Source organism: Sphingomonas sp. SL1004 (assembly GCF_057815015.1).
The window spans coordinates 983,825-999,921 of record NZ_JBYMUX010000001.1 but is presented as its reverse complement, the minus strand read 5'-3'; the positions used below and the strand labels follow the sequence as shown (position 1 = coordinate 999,921).

The 16,097-nt window shown below is 64.8% G+C and carries 15 protein-coding genes; 9 read left to right on the top strand and 6 right to left on the bottom strand.

Features of this window, described 5'->3' with window-relative positions:
* Both AC3D24_RS04450 and rnd read right to left on the bottom strand, forming a co-directional pair.
* A complete protein-coding gene (locus tag AC3D24_RS04450) occupies nucleotides 1-297 on the bottom strand; it encodes an I78 family peptidase inhibitor (RefSeq protein ID WP_489028570.1) in 297 nt (98 codons plus the stop codon).
* Nucleotides 294-1,469: a ribonuclease D gene (gene rnd / locus AC3D24_RS04445; protein ID WP_489028569.1), complete on the bottom strand. Its 1,176-nt coding sequence runs from the start codon at nucleotides 1,467-1,469 to the stop codon at nucleotides 294-296. The genes AC3D24_RS04450 and rnd overlap by 4 nt, the downstream gene beginning before the upstream one ends.
* 177 nt (nucleotides 1,470-1,646) lie before the next feature.
* On the opposite strand from rnd, the gene aspS reads away from it, so the two are divergent.
* The 3 genes from aspS (at nucleotide 1,647) to AC3D24_RS04430 (ending at nucleotide 5,867) form a co-directional block, all read left to right on the top strand.
* Nucleotides 1,647-3,470, top strand: a complete 1,824-nt coding sequence (gene aspS, locus AC3D24_RS04440) for an aspartate--tRNA ligase (protein ID WP_489028567.1) — start codon at nucleotides 1,647-1,649, stop codon at nucleotides 3,468-3,470.
* A gap of 220 nt (nucleotides 3,471-3,690) precedes the next feature.
* Entirely contained in the window at nucleotides 3,691-5,094 is a 1,404-nt protein-coding gene (locus tag AC3D24_RS04435) for an APC family permease (protein ID WP_489028565.1), read from the top strand.
* Nucleotides 5,091-5,867: a polyphosphate kinase 2 family protein gene (locus AC3D24_RS04430; RefSeq protein ID WP_489028563.1), complete on the top strand. Its 777-nt coding sequence runs from the start codon at nucleotides 5,091-5,093 to the stop codon at nucleotides 5,865-5,867. Before AC3D24_RS04435 ends, AC3D24_RS04430 begins: the two co-directional genes overlap by 4 nt.
* A 4-nt stretch (nucleotides 5,868-5,871) precedes the next feature.
* Here AC3D24_RS04430 and AC3D24_RS04425 read toward each other — a convergent pair whose 3' ends face one another.
* Nucleotides 5,872-6,513 carry a carbonic anhydrase gene (locus AC3D24_RS04425; protein WP_489033042.1) on the bottom strand — a complete coding sequence of 214 codons (642 nt, stop codon included), beginning with the start codon at nucleotides 6,511-6,513 and terminating at the stop codon, nucleotides 5,872-5,874.
* Between the two features lie 175 nt (nucleotides 6,514-6,688).
* Here AC3D24_RS04425 and lipA point away from each other — a divergent pair, with 175 nt between their 5' ends.
* On the top strand, nucleotides 6,689-7,615 hold the full coding sequence (gene lipA / locus AC3D24_RS04420; RefSeq protein ID WP_489028561.1) for a lipoyl synthase: 927 nt from the start codon (nucleotides 6,689-6,691) through the stop codon (nucleotides 7,613-7,615).
* Nucleotides 7,615-8,088, top strand: a complete 474-nt coding sequence (locus tag AC3D24_RS04415; RefSeq protein WP_489028559.1) for a type II toxin-antitoxin system RatA family toxin — start codon at nucleotides 7,615-7,617, stop codon at nucleotides 8,086-8,088. Before lipA ends, AC3D24_RS04415 begins: the two co-directional genes overlap by 1 nt.
* Here the strand turns inward: AC3D24_RS04415 and AC3D24_RS04410 are convergent.
* Genes AC3D24_RS04410 through AC3D24_RS04400 form a run of 3 tightly spaced genes read right to left on the bottom strand, consistent with a single transcriptional unit; the run spans nucleotide 8,034 to nucleotide 10,221 of the window.
* Nucleotides 8,034-8,549, bottom strand: coding sequence for a CinA family protein (locus AC3D24_RS04410; RefSeq protein ID WP_132896344.1), 516 nt, complete (start codon nucleotides 8,547-8,549; stop codon nucleotides 8,034-8,036). The two genes, AC3D24_RS04415 and AC3D24_RS04410, sit on opposite strands and share 55 nt — an antisense overlap.
* Nucleotides 8,549-9,073, bottom strand: coding sequence for a hypothetical protein (locus AC3D24_RS04405; protein ID WP_489028557.1), 525 nt, complete (start codon nucleotides 9,071-9,073; stop codon nucleotides 8,549-8,551). Before AC3D24_RS04405 ends, AC3D24_RS04410 begins: the two co-directional genes overlap by 1 nt.
* On the bottom strand, nucleotides 9,070-10,221 hold the full coding sequence (locus tag AC3D24_RS04400) for a bifunctional 2-C-methyl-D-erythritol 4-phosphate cytidylyltransferase/2-C-methyl-D-erythritol 2,4-cyclodiphosphate synthase (RefSeq protein WP_489028555.1): 1,152 nt from the start codon (nucleotides 10,219-10,221) through the stop codon (nucleotides 9,070-9,072). Before AC3D24_RS04400 ends, AC3D24_RS04405 begins: the two co-directional genes overlap by 4 nt.
* A gap of 91 nt (nucleotides 10,222-10,312) precedes the next feature.
* On the opposite strand from AC3D24_RS04400, the gene dusB reads away from it, so the two are divergent.
* From dusB to AC3D24_RS04380, 4 genes are read left to right on the top strand one after another with little or no spacing between them, the layout of a single operon-like run.
* Nucleotides 10,313-11,311 (top strand): tRNA dihydrouridine synthase DusB, encoded by a 999-nt coding sequence (dusB, locus tag AC3D24_RS04395; RefSeq protein ID WP_489028553.1) that lies wholly within the window; start codon nucleotides 10,313-10,315, stop codon nucleotides 11,309-11,311.
* Nucleotides 11,280-12,362, top strand: coding sequence for a two-component system sensor histidine kinase NtrB (locus tag AC3D24_RS04390; RefSeq protein ID WP_489028551.1), 1,083 nt, complete (start codon nucleotides 11,280-11,282; stop codon nucleotides 12,360-12,362). The genes dusB and AC3D24_RS04390 overlap by 32 nt, the downstream gene beginning before the upstream one ends.
* Nucleotides 12,359-13,801 carry a nitrogen regulation protein NR(I) gene (gene ntrC / locus AC3D24_RS04385; protein ID WP_489028549.1) on the top strand — a complete coding sequence of 481 codons (1,443 nt, stop codon included), beginning with the start codon at nucleotides 12,359-12,361 and terminating at the stop codon, nucleotides 13,799-13,801. Before AC3D24_RS04390 ends, ntrC begins: the two co-directional genes overlap by 4 nt.
* A 52-nt stretch (nucleotides 13,802-13,853) precedes the next feature.
* Nucleotides 13,854-16,094 carry a sensor histidine kinase gene (locus tag AC3D24_RS04380; protein WP_489028547.1) on the top strand — a complete coding sequence of 747 codons (2,241 nt, stop codon included), beginning with the start codon at nucleotides 13,854-13,856 and terminating at the stop codon, nucleotides 16,092-16,094.
* Nucleotides 16,095-16,097 lie beyond the last annotated feature (3 nt).

Here is a 16,097-nt window from a genome sequence, read left to right as displayed (position 1 = left end):
TCAAGCGCAGGTAAAGCGCTCGATCCGACCCTTCGCATCGACATAGACATTCAGCCGATCAGCCCGGAAATCCATGGTCACCGCGGTATTCGGTGCGATCCAGCGCAGCGTCCGCGATCCCGACCGGGTCTGCATCACATCCGCCCGGGCATCGCTTGCGCGCTTGCCGACCAAATCGCCCAACGAGTCGGCATTGCACGCGGTAGCGACCGGTGCAGCGGCAGGCGTCTCGCCGCGCATCTCTACCGGCGTACACGCCGCCGTGGCGGCCAAGGCTGCGACCAGAACGATCCTCATGCGGCATCTTCCGTACGCGTCATCTTCAGCTTGCCGCCGATGACCGCAAAGGCCAGTCGTCCCTCGACCAGATCGAGCGCATCGCGCCCGAACTGATCGAACCGCCAACCCTCCAGCATCGGCAGTCCGGTCCGCACGCCTGCCGCCAGTGCCTCCAGCTCGTCCGTCCGCGCCAAAAGTTTTGACGCAACATCAATGTCTCGCGAGCGAATCTTGAGCAATAGCTTGAGGAGGTCTGCAACCAGCGAGCCCTCCTTGCCAAGCCCCGGCTTACGATCGTCGCGCGGCGGCATCTCGTCGTCGCTCAGCGGTTGCGAACTCTCGATCGCCGCCATCAAGCGCCCGCCGATGTCGTTACCAGCCCAGGTCGCCGAAAGTCCACGCACCCTCGCGAGGTCTGCCTGCTTGCGCGGCGGATGGCCCGCCATGTCGCCGAGTGTCTCGTCCTTGACGATCCGACCGCGTGGCAAATCCTTCGCCTGCGCCTCCAGTTCCCGCCACCGCGCCAGCGCCTTCAACCTTCCCAGCACGTCAGGCTTGCGCCCCGAAATCCGCACGCGCTTCCACGCAAGATCGGGATCGTTCGCATAATTGGCAATGTCGCCAAGCCGCTCCATCTCCTGATCGAGCCACACGCCGCGCCCGGTCTTGCGCAACCGCTCGAGCATCTTGGGGAAGATCTTCGACAGATGCGTCACGTCGCCGATCGCATATTCGATCTGCCGCGCGTCGAGCGGTCGGCGCGCCCAATCGGTAAACCGCGCGCCCTTGTCGACCGCGATCCCGAGCCAGCTGTCGACGAGGTTCGAATAGCCGATCTGCTCGCCCTGGCCGAGCGCCATCGCCGCGACCTGCGTGTCGAACAGCGGGAAGGGTGTCTTGCCGGTGAGGTTGTAGACGATCTCGATGTCCTGCCCGCCGGCATGAACGACCTTCAGCACGTCATGATTCTCGACGAGCAAATCCAGCAGCGGTTTCAGGTCGATCCCAGGCGCCATCGGATCGATTGCGGCCGCCTCCTTGTCGTCGGCGATCTGGATCAGGCAGAGCTCCGGGTAATAGGTGCTCTCGCGCATGAATTCGGTGTCGACGCACACATAGTCGGCGTCGGCCATCCGCGCGCACAGATTGGCGAGCGTGGCACTGTCGGAGATAAGCGGGTGGATATGCATCGCCCGTCCATAGCGAGGCTCCCTCTCGTTGACAAAGGGGCGGGTTGACAAAGGCGGGTAGGGAAGGTGAAGCGCGAGCCATCCAATTCCCGTCATCCCAGCGCAAGCTGGGATCTCCCGTCGCAGGGCGCACCCTTGCTGCACGAGATGCTGGGACGACGTATGAGAGACAGAGACATGCACGCCTATCGCACCCACAACTGCGCCGCCCTCCGCCCCGAACAGGTCGGCGAAGAGGTCCGCGTCTCCGGCTGGGTCCACAAGAAGCGCGATCACGGCGACCTCGTCTTCATCGATCTGCGCGATCACTACGGCATCACGCAGATCGTCACCGACGTCAGCGGCCCGGTCTTTAAGGTCATCGAGGGTCTGAAGAGCGAGAGCGTCGTCACGATCACCGGCAAGGTGACCGCACGGGCGCCCGAAGCGGTCAACCCGAACCTGCCGACCGGCGGGATCGAGATCCGCGCGACCGCCGCGACCGTCCAGTCTATGGCCGGCGAGCTGCCGATGCCGGTCGCGGGCGAGGCCGAGTATCCCGAGGATATCCGCCTGCGCTATCGCTATCTGGACCTGCGTCGCGAGCGGCTGCACGCCAACATCATGCTCCGCAGCCAGGTCATCACGTCGCTGCGCAACCGCATGAATGCGCAGGGCTTCACCGAATTCCAGACGCCGATCCTGACCGCGTCGTCGCCCGAGGGCGCGCGCGATTATCTGGTGCCAAGCCGCGTCCATCCGGGCAAGTTCTATGCGCTCCCGCAGGCGCCGCAGATGTTCAAGCAGCTGCTGATGGTCGCCGGCTTCGACCGCTATTTCCAGATCGCGCCGTGCTTCCGCGACGAGGACGCGCGCGCTGATCGTTCGCCGGGCGAATTCTACCAGCTCGATTTCGAGATGAGCTTCGTCACGCAGGACGACGTGTTCAATGCGATCGAACCCGTCCTGCACGGCGTGTTCGAGGAATTCGCCGACTGGCAGGGCAAGGGCCGTCAGGTCTCGGCACTGCCGTTCAAGCGCATCCCCTACCGCGAATCGATGCTGAAATACGGCAGCGACAAGCCCGACCTGCGCAACCCGATCCTGATCCACGACGTCGGCCGTCATTTCATCGATTCGGGATTCGGCCTGTTCGCCGGGATCGTCGCCGGCGGTGACGTTGTCCGCGCGATCCCGGCGCCGAACACCGCGGACAAGAGCCGCAAATTCTTCACCGACATGAACGACTGGGCGCGCGCCGAAGGGCATGCCGGGCTCGGCTACATCACGCAGAAGAACGGTGAACTCGGCGGCCCGATCGCCAAGAACCACGGTGAGGAAGCCACCCGGAAGCTGATCGCCGAGATGGGCCTCGGCCCGAACGACGGCATCTTCTTCGCCGCCGGCAAGGAACTCCCCGCCTCGAAGCTCGCTGGAGCCGCGCGTGCGCGGATCGGTGCTGACTTGGGGCTCATCGACGAGAACCGCTTCGAGTTCTGCTGGATCGTCGATTTCCCGATGTTCGAATATGACGAGGACGCGAAGAAGGTCGACTTCAGCCACAACCCGTTCTCGATGCCGCAGGGCGAGATGGACGCGCTGGAGAACAAGGATCCGCTCGATATCCTGGCGTATCAGTACGATATCGTCTGCAACGGCGTCGAGCTGTCGTCGGGCGCGATCCGGAACCACCGGCCGGAGATCATGTACAAGGCGTTCGAGATCGCCGGCTACACGCAGGCCGATGTGGACACCAACTTCGCGGGCATGATCAACGCGTTCAAGGTCGGTGCACCGCCGCATGGTGGCTCGGCACCGGGGATCGACCGGATGGTGATGCTGCTCGCGGGCGAGCCGAACATCCGCGAGGTCGTGCTGTTCCCGATGAACCAGAAGGCCGAGGACCTGATGATGGGCGCACCGAGCCCGGTCAGCGCCAAGCAGCTGAAGGAACTCAACATCCGGTTGACGGTGGATGGTCCGAAGGACGCGACGAAGGTGGTCGCACCCAACGCGGGGTAATGAAACTGTCCCTCGCCCCTTCGGGGAGAGGGAAGGAGGAGCCGCTTGGCGACGGGAGGGTGAGGGGCGGTTGGGATACCCCAACGCCCCTCACCCTCCCACCCGCAAGCACGGGCGGGCCCCTCCCTCTCCCCGACGGGGCGAGGGGTTCAAGTTGTACGCCCGCCGCTTTCCCAACCCCGTTAACCATGCAAATACCCCTGCACAGTAAGGGGATGGCATGCTCGACGATCAGATGACACCGGCGGCGGCGCCAAGCCTCGTCCGCAGCCTCGGCGTCACGGGTGTCCTGTTTCTGACCCTCTCCGTCGCGACCCCGGCATCGTCGGTATTCGTTATCGTCCCGGGCATGCTCCAGGTGGCTGGCACAGGCGCAGTCTGGGCGACGCTGATCGCCGGTCTCATCTGCGTGGCGACCGCATTCGTCTATGCCGAGCTATCCTCCGCCTGGCCGGTTGCCGGCGGTGAGTATGTCGCGGTCGCGCATACGCTCGGGCCGATGGCGGGGTTCGTCATGCTCGGCGTCAACGTCTTCAACAACCTGCTCTTCCCGCCGGTCGCAGGTCTGGGCGTCAGCGCGGTGCTTGGTACGCTCGTCCCCGGCCTGCCGCAGATCCCCGTCGCGATCGCCGTAGTCGCCGGATCGACGCTGGTCGCGATCCTCCAGATCAAGGTGAACGCCTGGCTCACCGGGCTCTTCCTGCTCGTCGAAATGTTGGCGATCCTCGCGGTCGTATGGCTCGGATTCGCCGACGCCGTGCGCCCGTTCGGCGACCTGCTCCTGCACCCGGTCATGCCGCAAGGCGCTGCCTTGGTCCCCGCATCGGCCGCCTCGATAGGCCTCGCCACGTCGATCGCGATCTTCGCGCTCAACGGTTACGGCGCGGCGGTGTACTTCGGCGAGGAGATGCTTGACGCCCCGCGGCTGATCGCCCGCGCGATCATGGCGTCGCTCGCGCTGACGCTGCTGTTCGAGGGTATCCCGATCGTCGCGGTCCTCGTTGGTGCACCCGACCTCCCCGCCACGCTCACCGCCGACGATCCGTTCGGACTTCTGGTGGCGCTTCGCAGCGGCTCCGCGATGGCCGACTGGATCTCGATCGGGGTCGTGGTCGCGATCGTTAACGCTGTGATCGCCTGCATCCTCGCCTGCGCGCGGTTCTTCTACGGGACCGCGCGCGACGGATCATGGGGTCGCCCGCTCGATCAGTGGATGGCGCAGGTCCACCCGCGCTTCGGCTCGCCCTGGGTCGGCACGCTGCTGGTCGGCGGGTTCGGGATCGTCGCGTGCTTCCTCCCGCTCCAGTTGCTGCTGGTCCTCAGCGGCACCGGACTCGTCGCGATCTACGCGGGCATCTGCGTCGCGGCGATGGTCGGCAGGCGCACCGGCAAGACCGCCCACGCACCCTACCAGATGCCGCTCTATCCGCTGGCCCCAATCCTGACGCTGCTCGCGCTCGGCTATGTCTGCTGGACGAGCTGGTTCGATCTGGAGGAGGGCCGCCCCGGCCTGATCATGACGGCCGCCGAAATCCTGCTCTCGATCGCCTATTATTGGTTCGTCCTGCGTCGTCGCGGCCCGTGGAACGTTCATCTTCCACTAGCGACGGAGAGCAACGCATGACGATCCATCTGGCCGATTACGAAACCGGCGACGAATACGACGGCAAGTACAAGCACGATCTGGCGGAACTGCAGAAGCGTCTCGAGCACATCCAGGTCGCACACATCGTCGGTGGAACGCGCGCGATCGTCATGTTCGAGGGCTGGGACGCAGCGGGCAAGGGCGGCATCATCCAGCGTCTCTCCGCCGAATGGGATCCGCGCAACTACAAGGTCTGGCCGATCTCGGCACCGACCGCGGACGAGAAGGCGCATCATTTCCTCTGGCGCTTCTGGAATCGGTTACCCGCCAACGGCAACATCGCGATCTTCGATCGCAGCTGGTACGGCCGCGTGCTGGTCGAGCGCGTCGAGGGGTTCGCGAGCGATGCCGAATGGCGTCACGGCTACGACGAGATCAACGCGTTCGAGGCACAGCAGGTCGAGAGCGGCACGACGCTGATCAAGCTGTTCATCCACACGACGCAGAAGGAGCAGGACCGTCGTCTCGAGGCGCGGCTCGACGATCCGTGGAAGCACTGGAAGACCGGGCTCGACGATTTCCACAACCGGTCGCGCCGCGAAGACTATCTGGAGGCGATGGCCGAGATGTTCGCGCGCACCGACACCGCGACCGCGCCGTGGACGGTGATCGACGGCAACGACAAGAAGGCGGCCCGGATCGCAGCGCTGACGCTGATCGCGGACCGCCTCGAAGCGGGCGTATCGATGGTGCCGCCACCGCTCGACCCGAAGGTCAAGAAGGTGGCGGAGAAGGCGTTAGGCCTTCGCTGACCCGTCAGGCCTTTGCGGATTTGGCCTCTGCTGCCTCGGCCTGGATGAACTCGTCATCCTCGTTGAGCAGCAGCATTTGCCCCTTGTCGATGCCGAAATAGGCACCGCGGAGCGCCAGCGTGCCGGCGGCCTCGGCTTCGGTCACGAACGGGAACGTGCGCAGGTTGGCGATCGACGTACGGACGGATTCAAGCTCCATCTCCCGACCGGCCTGCTCGCCGTCGCCAAATTTCGCGACGACCTTCTCGCGCGCGCCGTCGAGCAGGCTGACCCAGTCGGAGACGAAGCCACCCGCACCATGCTCGGCATCCGCGAACGCCTGCGTCAGCGCAGCCTTGCAGCCACCGCACTTCTCGTGACCCATCACGACGATCTCTTCGACCTTCAGCTGCGTGACCGCGAACTCGATCGCCGCCGAAACGCCGTGATGGCCGCCCCCGGTCTCGAACGGCGGCACGAGATTGGCGACGTTGCGGACGACGAACACTTCGCCCGGAAGCGTGTCGAAAATCTGTGCGGGTTCGACGCGGCTGTCCGAGCAGGCGATGATCATCACCTTCGGACTCTGGCCGTCCTGCAGCTCCTTCCAGCGCTCGCGCTGCTCTTCCCAGGGACCGTCCTTGAAGCGGTGATAGCCTTCAATCATTTCCGGAAAGTGAGTTGGCACGGTTAGCCTTCCATATCAGTTTGCGATGCAACATGACAAACCTGTCATGTTGAAACTGGTTCCATGATTTTATCCGGTTCGTCGATCGGTTCCAAGCCGACGATGTCGTCCGCCGCCATTGTCTCAAGGGCAGGGCGGGGCTATCTGGCACCTCATGAACGACATGACCCCGATGGCTGCGCCGGTCCGTACGCGCAAGCCCGACTGGATCCGCGTCAAGGCGCCGACCTCCGCTGGCTTCGCGAAAACCCGCGAGTTGATGCGCTCGAAAAGCCTCACTACCGTATGCGAAGAGGCGGCGTGCCCGAACATCGGCGAATGCTGGTCGAAGAAGCACGCGACGGTCATGATCCTCGGCGACACTTGCACGCGGGCTTGTGCGTTCTGCAACGTCAAGACCGGCATGCCTCGCGCGGTCGACCGGCTGGAGCCGCAGAACGTCGCTGACGCCGCCGCGCAGATGGGGCTCAACCACATCGTCATCACCTCGGTCGATCGTGACGACCTGCCCGATGGCGGCGCGTCGCAGTTCGTGAAGGTGATCCAGGCGATCCGCGCGTCGAACCCGACTACGACGATCGAGATCCTGACTCCCGACTTCCGCAACAAGGCGCAGGCCGCGATCGAGTCGATCGTCGAGGCGCGTCCCGACGTATACAACCACAATCTCGAGACCGTGCCGCGGCTCTATCCGACGATCCGCCCGGGTGCGCGCTACTATGCGTCGCTCCGCCTGCTGGAGAGCGTGAAGAAGCATGATCCTTCGATCTTCACCAAGTCGGGCGTGATGCTCGGACTCGGCGAGGAGCGTCTCGAGATCCATCAGGTGATGGACGACATGCGCTGCGCCGACATCGATTTTCTGACGATGGGCCAGTATCTCCAGCCCACGCCGCGTCACGCGAAGGTTGCCGAGTTCGTCCCGCCCAAGGCCTTCGATGCCTATGCCTCGATTGCCCGCGCGAAGGGGTTCCTGCTGGTCGCATCGTCGCCGCTCACCCGGTCGAGCTATCACGCCGGCGATGATTTCGAGCAACTGCGCGCGAACCGCGACGCGAAGCTGGGCGTCGTGCGCATCTGATGCCGAAGCATTCGGAAACGCGCCATCTGCCCTACACCCCTGAGCAGATGTTCGACCTTGTCGCGGATGTCGGCCGCTACGCAGAGTTCCTGCCCTGGGTCAGCGCGATGCGCGTGCGATCGAACAGCGAGACCGAGACGCTCGCCGACATGATCGTCGGCTTCAAGGGCCTGCGCGAGACGTTCACGTCGCGCGTCCAGAAGGTCAGGCCGAGCGAACTGACCGTTGATTACGTCGATGGCCCGCTCAAGTACCTGCGCAACGAGTGGCATTTCCGGCCCGAGCCACAGGGCTGCGCGGTCGACTTCACCGTCGACTTCGCGTTCAAGAACCGGATGTTCGAGATGATCGCCGGGCAGGTGTTCGGTGCTGCACTGCGGAAAATGATCGGCGCATTCGAAACGCGCGCAGCCGAGCTTTACGGTGCCGAAGCGTCAGGCAGCAAGAGTTCGAGCGCCCACAACGCAGCCTGAAGCCGGATTCCCCCACGACCCAGATCACCGAAGTCCTTGCGATCGGCATGGACGTCGGACGGGTCGCCGCCTTTCTCCGCACGGCCGAACACGACCGTGCCGACCGGCTTCTTGAGCGAACCGCCACCAGGCCCGGCAACACCGGTGATCGCGACGGCGATGTCGGCGCCCGATTGCTTCAACGCGGCCTGCGCCATGCTCCACGCCACTGCGATCGAGACCGCGCCGAACGTTTCGAGCACGTCCGAACTGATTTTAAGCACACCGAGCTTGGCTTCGTTCGAATAGGTGACGAAGCCCACCTCGAACACGTCGGACGATCCGGGGATCTCGGTCAGCGCGGCCGCGACGAGGCCACCGGTGCAGCTCTCGGCAACCGCGACGCGGCGACCGATCGCGCGGTTCTGCTCTACGACCTTACGCGCGGCGTCGACCAGTTCGGCGGGAAGGATCGTATCCATCAGCGAATCTCCACCGGGCACAACAGCATCGCCACCGCGGCAATATCACCGCTGCGCGACTTCTGCGATTTCAGGTACCGCAACGTCTCGACGACGATGCCTGCCGTGTTGCGCGGTGGCAAGGGCTGGAGCAGCGTCACCATCCGATCGATCGTCCCGCAATCACGCGTGGCGATCCGCCCGACGATCTGCGGGACCAGCAACGTGGTCAGCAATGGCCGCGCAAACTCCGAGTCGAGCATTGCGTCGACGGCAGGATCGCTCAGCTTGACGATCGCGGCGCGCGCTGCGGGCCAAGCCCGGTCGGACTCGATCTGGTAGCGGTCGATCAGCGCACTCGACTGTGACCGGATGAGACTGGCGGCGGGAAGCTGTGCCGCGCAAACCCTGCCGGTTTCGCGCAGGATGTCGGGCATCGCGACGAGCGTCAGCGATTCGGCTTCGGGGCCGGTGATGCAGCGCGGTTGCGCCTGTGCAGGGCTGGCCAAGAGGGCGATCGCGGTGAGCGCGACGGCGATCTTCACAGCGGCATCCCGGGTATGCGCACGGTCGCGACCGCCTGCGCTGCGATCCCTTCGCCGCGGCCCGTGAACCCCAGCCGTTCGGTCGTCGTCGCCTTGACGCTGACCCGATCGAGCGTCAGCCCGAGCAAGTCGGCGATCCGCGCGGTCATCGCAGCGCGGTGCGGGCCGATTTTGGGCGCCTCGCACATCAGCGTCAGGTCGACGAAATCGATCCGGCCGCGCTTGTCGGCGATCAGCTTGGCCGCGTGCTGGAGAAACTGCGCGGAGTCGGCGCCCTTCCACTGCGGATCGCTCGGCGGGAAATGCGTACCGATATCACCCGCCGCGATCGTGCCGAGCAGCGCGTCGGTCAGCGCGTGCAGAGCGACGTCGGCGTCGCTGTGCCCCGACAGCCCCTTGTCGTGCGGTATCAGGACGCCGCCGAGCCAAAGTTCTTCGCCGACTTCGAGCCGGTGGACGTCGAAGCCCATCGCGGTGCGGGTTTCGTACGCGACACGCACTTCGGCGGCCGCGAAATCTTCTGGGTGCGTGACTTTCTCGAGCATCGCCGAGCCCTGCACCAACGCGACGCCGACGCCAAGCCGCCGTACCATCTGCGCGTCGTCGGTGGCGTCTTCGTCTGCGGGCCAAACGGCGTGCGCGGCGCGCAACGCCTCCACGGAAAACGCCTGGGGCGTCTGCACCCGGTTAAGGTCCGCGCGGGTCACGATGTCCCCGAGCAAGACGGTGCCGCGCGCGAGCGTGTCGGCCACCGGGAGGACCGGAATGGCCGCGTCCCGGGTCCTCAAGGCGGCGACGAGCGAATCGATTATGGCGGCAGAAAGGAAGGGGCGGGCCGCGTCGTGGATCATCACGTACGTCGCATCGCCGACCGCTGCGAGCCCGTTCGCGACCGACTCGCGACGGGTCGCTCCGCCAATGACAGTTCTCACGCCGCTGCCGAGCGACTTGGTGGCGAGGGCTTGCTGTCCCTCACCGATGATCACGATCGTTTCGGCAATCGACGGATGCGCGGCAAACGCATCGTAGGAATAGGTGACCATCGGCCGACCGGCGATCAGCGTGAACTGCTTGGGAACCGATCCCCCGGCGCGCACGCCGGTTCCGGCGGCAACGATGATCGCGACGATACGCTGGGTCTGTGTCATCCTCGCGGCCTAGCGGTTCGTCCCGACGCTCGCCAGTCTTGCGAGAAACCCTCGGACAGGGTAGGGCGATGCCTCTTTTTCAGGCACATTCATGCGCAACTTGACCCCCATCCAGATCGGTCCTGTCCGGATTGAAAGCCCCGTCGTGCTCGCGCCGATGACCGGCGTCACCGACATGCCGTTCCGCACGCTGGTGCGGCGCTATGGTTCGGGCCTCAACGTCACCGAGATGGTGGCCAGCCAAGCTGCGATCCGCGAGACGCGCCAGTCGCTCCAGAAGGCGGCGTGGGACCGGCTGGAGGAACCCGTGTCGATGCAGTTGATCGGCTGCACCCCGTACGAAATGGGCGAGGCGGCCAAGCTCAGCCAGGATCGCGGCGCGGCGATCATCGACATCAACATGGGCTGCCCGGTGCGGAAAGTCGTCAACGGCGACGCGGGCTCGGCGCTGATGCGCGACACCAAGCTCGCCAGCGCGATCATCGAGGCGACGGTCAAGGCGGTCGACGTGCCCGTGACGTTGAAGATGAGGATGGGCTGGTGCCACGACAGCCTCAACGCGCCAGACCTCGCGCGCATCGCGGAAGACCTCGGCATCAAGCTGATCACCGTCCACGGTCGCACGCGCAACCAAATGTACAAGGGCAGCGCCGATTGGGGCTTCGTCCGCAAGGTCAAGGATGCGGTGCGCGTGCCGGTCATCGTCAACGGCGACATCTGCACGATCGAGGACGCCGAAGCGGCGATGGACCAGTCCGGCGCCGATGGCCTGATGATCGGTCGCGGCAGCTATGGCCGCCCATGGGTACTCGGCCAGGTGATGGAGTGGTTCGCCACCGGTCGCCGCATCGAAGACCCGTCGATCACCGAACAATATGACGCGATTGCAGGACATTACGAGGCGATGCTCGAGCATTATGGGATCGAGACCGGCGTCAACATGGCGCGGAAACATATCGGCTGGTATACCAAGGGGCTCCCCGGTTCGGCCGAGTTCCGCAACAAGGTGAACCAGGTTCCCGATCCCAAGCAGGTCAAGGCAATGCTCGCCGAGTTCTATGCGCCTTGGCGTGACCTTGCAGCGGCCTGACACCAGTTCACGCAGCCGGCCGGGCTTTGCGGAGCTGTTCGCGGCGCTCCCGGTCGCGGTCGTCGTCGTCGATCCCGACCACCGTGTCGCGCACGCCAATGCGCTCGCCGAACAACTGCTCAATCTGTCCGAACGGCTGATGATCGGTCAGCCGCTCGATGCGATCATCCCGCCGCCCGATGATCCGCGCAACCGCGACGGCCATGGGCTTGCGGTCTATGATACCGAGATGTCGACCGCGCGAGGCGGCAAGATCCGCGTCGATTTCGCGGAGACGCAGATCGCGGATTATCCAGGCTGGCGAGCGATCACGCTCCATGCCGCGGCAACCTCGCGACGTCTCGGCCATTCGGCGGACCGCGCTGCCGGAGCACGGGCTGCAGTCGGCGCTGCGGCGATGCTCGCGCATGAGATCAAGAATCCCCTGTCGGGCATTCGCGGAGCGGCGCAGTTGCTAGGCGCCGGCGAGCTTACCACGCTGATCGTGACCGAGGTCGACCGGATCGCTGCGTTGATTGACCGGATGCAGGATTTCAGCGACACGCGGCCTTTGCCGCTTGCCAGCGAGAACATCTATCCGCTTCTCGGTCATGCGCGGCGGCTTGCGCTTGCAGGGTTCGCACGCGGGATTTCGATCGAGGAGCGCTTCGATCCCTCGCTTCCGCCGGCGCAGATTAATCGCGATGCGTTGCTCCAGATTATCATAAACCTGCTTAAGAACGCGCGGGAAGCCGTTCGGAACGAACGTGAACCACGGATCGTCCTCACAACCGCGTACCGACATGGCATTACCGTCAGTTCGGCACCGGGTAAGCCACGCCTGCCGCTACCGATCGAGATCTGCGTCTACGACAACGGTCCGGGCGCCCCCGCCGACATCGCCGACCACCTGTTCGATCCGTTCGTGTCCGGTCGGCGCGAAGGGCAGGGGCTTGGCTTGGCGCTCGTCGACAAATTCACGCGCGACATGGGCGGCATCGTCCAATACGCCCGCGAAGGGATTCCCGAAATGACCGTTCTCCGCCTGCTGCTTCCCCGAGCGGCATCATGAGCACCGTCCTCGTCGTCGACGACGACGCTGCGATCCGTACGGTCGTCGCGCAGGCTTTGCGGCGCGCGGGGCACGAGGTGACCGTCGCGGACAGCCTTACGCAACTCGAACGCGCGCTGGCGAATGCGCTGCCCGATGTGATCGTAACCGACGTCATCCTGCCCGATGGCGACGGCATCGATCACGTCCGCAGCGTCGCCGCGCGCTTTCCGCTGCTGCCGATCATCGTCCTTTCTGCCCAGAACACCCTGACCACTGCGGTGCGTGCAGCCGAGGTCGGCGCATACGAATATCTTCCCAAGCCGTTCGATCTCGATGTTCTTGCCCGCGCGGTGACGGGGGCCCTCGCTCGCGGCGGGATGGTGTCCGACGACGAACTTCACGATGAAGACCGTGCGCTCCCGCTGATCGGACGGTCCGCGGCAATGCAGGACGTGTACCGGATCATCGCGCGGGTCGTGTCAAACGACCTGACGGTGTTGATTTCGGGCGAATCAGGAACCGGCAAAGAACTCGTCGCCCGTGCGATCCACGATCTCGGCCCGCGGAGTGCCGCGCCTTTCGTAGCGATCAACATGGCGGCGATACCGCGCGAGCTGATCGAAGCAGAGCTGTTCGGGCATGAGCGTGGCGCGTTCACCGGCGCGGCGACCCGCAATGCCGGCCGATTCGAGCAGGCGTCCGGCGGCACTCTGTTTCTCGACGAGATCGGCGACATGCCGATGGAAGCGCAGACCCGATTGCTGCGCGTGCTCCAGTCCGGTGAGTTCACCAGCGTCGGCGGTGCTCGCACCATCCGGGTAGACGTCCGGATCGTGGCCGCCACCAACCGTGATCTCTCTGCACAGGTCGCTACCGGCCAGTTCCGGGAAGATCTCTTCTATCGCTTGAACGTCGTCCCGATCATGCTGCCGGCCTTGCGCGAACGGCGGCAGGATATTGCCTTGCTCGCGCGCCATTTCCTCGACCACGCAGCGGTGCAAGGACTGCCCCGCCGCCAGCTCGCCAGCGATGCGTTGACCGCACTCGGCGCGCATGACTGGCCCGGCAACGTCCGAGAACTGGAGAACCTGATGCGCCGGTTGGCGGTGCTGGCCCGTGACGAGGTGATCGGAGCCGATTCGATCCGCGCGATGATCGGCAGTCCGCCGACGACCGGCCAACCCGGCGATGTCGATATCGGCCATGCGGTTCGCGCGCTGATCGAGCGAATCGCTCGCGAAGATCCAGACGCACTCGATGATGGCACGCTCTACGATCGCATCATCGGCGACGTCGAGCGGCCGTTAATCGAAGTCATGCTGGCACGACACGGGCAAAATCAGCTGCGGGCGGCGCGTGCACTGGGGATCAATCGCAACACGTTGCGCAAACGGCTCGACACGTTGGGGATCGACATGGCCGATATCGCCCGGCCTGATGATGGTGATCGACGCTGAACCGAGCATTATGTGGTTTCCCGGCAACGGTTGACGTTGTATCACGGCAACGATGATCGCTTCCACGACGCTATCTGTGGATGATGACGAACCCGGATCGAGGTTCGCCGTAACGCCCGCCGTCGAGATGCTGGTGCTGGCCGTGGCCATCGCTACCGCCTTGGCGAGCTATTTCGTGATCATCGGGACGGACGCACCGCAGCGCCTGATCCCGCCACCGCTCGTCGCCCTGCTACTCGTGGCCAATCTCGTGCCGGGTATCGCTCTCCTGATGTTGCTCGGACGGCGGATCGCGATGCGACGTGCGGCGCGCTCGCCGGTCGGTGGCGGCGGTCGGTTGCACGTGCGACTGGTCGCGCTGTTCTCGATCGTCGCAGCGGTCCCGATGCTGCTGGTCACGATCTTCGCGTCGCTGTTGTTCCAGTACGGCGTCCAGTTCTGGTATTCTGACCAGGCGCGCGGGATGCTCGAGAATGCCACCGGGCTTGCCCAGTCGTCCTACGGGCGCCAGCTCAACCGGTGGCAGGAAGCGACCGTGACGATGGCGGGCGACATGTCCGCCTATCTTCGCGAGCGTTCGCTGCAGAGCCCGGACTTTTCGGGGTGGTTCCTCCAGCAGGTCTATTATCGCAGCCTGTCCGAGGCCGCCTTGTTCAAGCTGTCCCCGCAGCAGGGAATCCAGACGCTGGCGATCGTCAACCCGTACGAGATCGACTTTACGCGCCGCGTCACGCCTGCGGCGATCGCTGAACTGCGGTCGGGCAAGAGTGCGGTTCTCGCGGTTACCGGCGATCGTATCCAGACAATCACGATGCTGCCGGGATCGGACGAGCTGTTTCTTTATGCAGGCCGCGTCGAGGATACGAAATTACTGTCCGAGCAGACCACACGCGCCAATGACGTCCTGAAGAGTTATCGCTCACTCCTCGCCCGGTCGCGCAGCCTCCAATTGCGGTTCAACGCGGCACTGCTACTGATATCGCTGCTGATCGTCGGCGTTGCGGTATGGATCGCTCTGGCAGTTGCCGATCGTCTGGTGAGGCCGGTCGGCGAGTTGGTCGACGCGGCCCGCCGCGTTGCCGCGGGTGATTTGACCGCTCGCGTGCCGGATCCGCGCAGTCGTGACGAGGTCGGCACCTTGGCCAACGCCTTCAACCAGATGACGGGGCGGCTCGAAGAGCAGAATACCGAACTGGTCACGGCGAACGGCCAGTTGGAAAGTCGCCGCGCACTGATCGAAGCGGTCATGGCCGGGGTTTCAGCCGGCGTAGTCGCGACCGGGCGCGACCGGACGATAACCATCGCCAATGACTCCGCGACGACTTTGCTCGGAACGGATGCCGGCGGGCTGGTCGGTCGTCGCCTGATCGACATTGCACCCGAACTCGACGCGATGCTTGACGGTGGTGACCGCGAGGCGATCGTCGAAGTTGGGCAGGGTGGCGACGTCCGTACCTTGGCGGTCCGTATCGCGCGCCCTGCGACGGGTCCCATCCTGACGTTCGACGACATCACGCAGCAATTGCTCGACCAGCGTCGCGCGGCTTGGTCCGACGTTGCACGCCGCATAGCGCACGAGATCAAGAACCCGCTGACGCCGATCCAGCTCGCGGCCGAGCGGCTGCAGCGGCGTTACGGCGGCAAGATCGAAGCGCAGGACGGCACGTTTTCCCGCCTCACCGACACGATCATTCGCCAGGTCGGCGACCTGCGCCGCATGGTCGACGAATTCTCTTCGTTCGCGCGGATGCCCAAACCGGTGTTCCGTGAGGAATCTCTTGTCGACGCCGCCCGTCAGGCGCTGTTTTTACACGAAGTGGCGCATCCGGGGATCAGCTTCCAGCTGGTCAATGACGATCCAGGGCTTACGCTGGTCTGCGATCGGCGTCAGATCGGTCAGGCGCTTACAAACATCGTCAAGAACGCCGTCGAAGCGATTGAAACACGTGGCGAATCCGGAGGTTCGGTAACGATGAGCCTGACGCAGGATCAAGGCCGTAGCGTCGGCATTCAGGTAGCCGATACCGGCATTGGTCTCCCCGCCGATCGCGACCGGATCGTTGAGCCTTATGTGACGACGCGCGCCCGCGGCACCGGTCTCGGGCTTGCCATCGTCAAGAAGATCATTGAGGAGCATTGCGGAACGATCGGGTTCTCCGATCGCCCCGGTGGCGGCACTGTCGTTACCATGATCTTCGACGCCAAGGCGCTCGCCGCGCTCGACCAGGGGGCATCCGCACCCGAGCTGGCAGGGGAGGGCCAGCCCGCCATGATGACTCGCAACCGGACATGATTT

What these genes read in the sequence shown, in the direction of transcription:
- dusB (WP_489028553.1), top strand. Translation starts at nt 10,313, where the DNA reads ATGCGCAACTTGACCCCCATCCAGATCGGTCCTGTCCGGATTGAAAGC.
- AC3D24_RS04430 (WP_489028563.1), top strand. Translation starts at nt 5,091, where the DNA reads ATGACGATCCATCTGGCCGATTACGAAACCGGCGACGAATACGACGGC.
- ntrC (WP_489028549.1), top strand. Translation starts at nt 12,359, where the DNA reads ATGAGCACCGTCCTCGTCGTCGACGACGACGCTGCGATCCGTACGGTC.
- AC3D24_RS04435 (WP_489028565.1), top strand. Translation starts at nt 3,691, where the DNA reads ATGCTCGACGATCAGATGACACCGGCGGCGGCGCCAAGCCTCGTCCGC.
- AC3D24_RS04450 (WP_489028570.1), bottom strand. Translation starts at nt 297, where the DNA reads ATGAGGATCGTTCTGGTCGCAGCCTTGGCCGCCACGGCGGCGTGTACG.
- AC3D24_RS04400 (WP_489028555.1), bottom strand. Translation starts at nt 10,221, where the DNA reads ATGACACAGACCCAGCGTATCGTCGCGATCATCGTTGCCGCCGGAACC.
- rnd (WP_489028569.1), bottom strand. Translation starts at nt 1,469, where the DNA reads ATGCATATCCACCCGCTTATCTCCGACAGTGCCACGCTCGCCAATCTG.
- aspS (WP_489028567.1), top strand. Translation starts at nt 1,647, where the DNA reads ATGCACGCCTATCGCACCCACAACTGCGCCGCCCTCCGCCCCGAACAG.
- AC3D24_RS04390 (WP_489028551.1), top strand. Translation starts at nt 11,280, where the DNA reads ATGCGCCTTGGCGTGACCTTGCAGCGGCCTGACACCAGTTCACGCAGC.
- AC3D24_RS04410 (WP_132896344.1), bottom strand. Translation starts at nt 8,549, where the DNA reads ATGGATACGATCCTTCCCGCCGAACTGGTCGACGCCGCGCGTAAGGTC.
- AC3D24_RS04415 (WP_489028559.1), top strand. Translation starts at nt 7,615, where the DNA reads ATGCCGAAGCATTCGGAAACGCGCCATCTGCCCTACACCCCTGAGCAG.
- lipA (WP_489028561.1), top strand. Translation starts at nt 6,689, where the DNA reads ATGAACGACATGACCCCGATGGCTGCGCCGGTCCGTACGCGCAAGCCC.
- AC3D24_RS04425 (WP_489033042.1), bottom strand. Translation starts at nt 6,513, where the DNA reads ATGATTGAAGGCTATCACCGCTTCAAGGACGGTCCCTGGGAAGAGCAG.
- AC3D24_RS04380 (WP_489028547.1), top strand. Translation starts at nt 13,854, where the DNA reads ATGATCGCTTCCACGACGCTATCTGTGGATGATGACGAACCCGGATCG.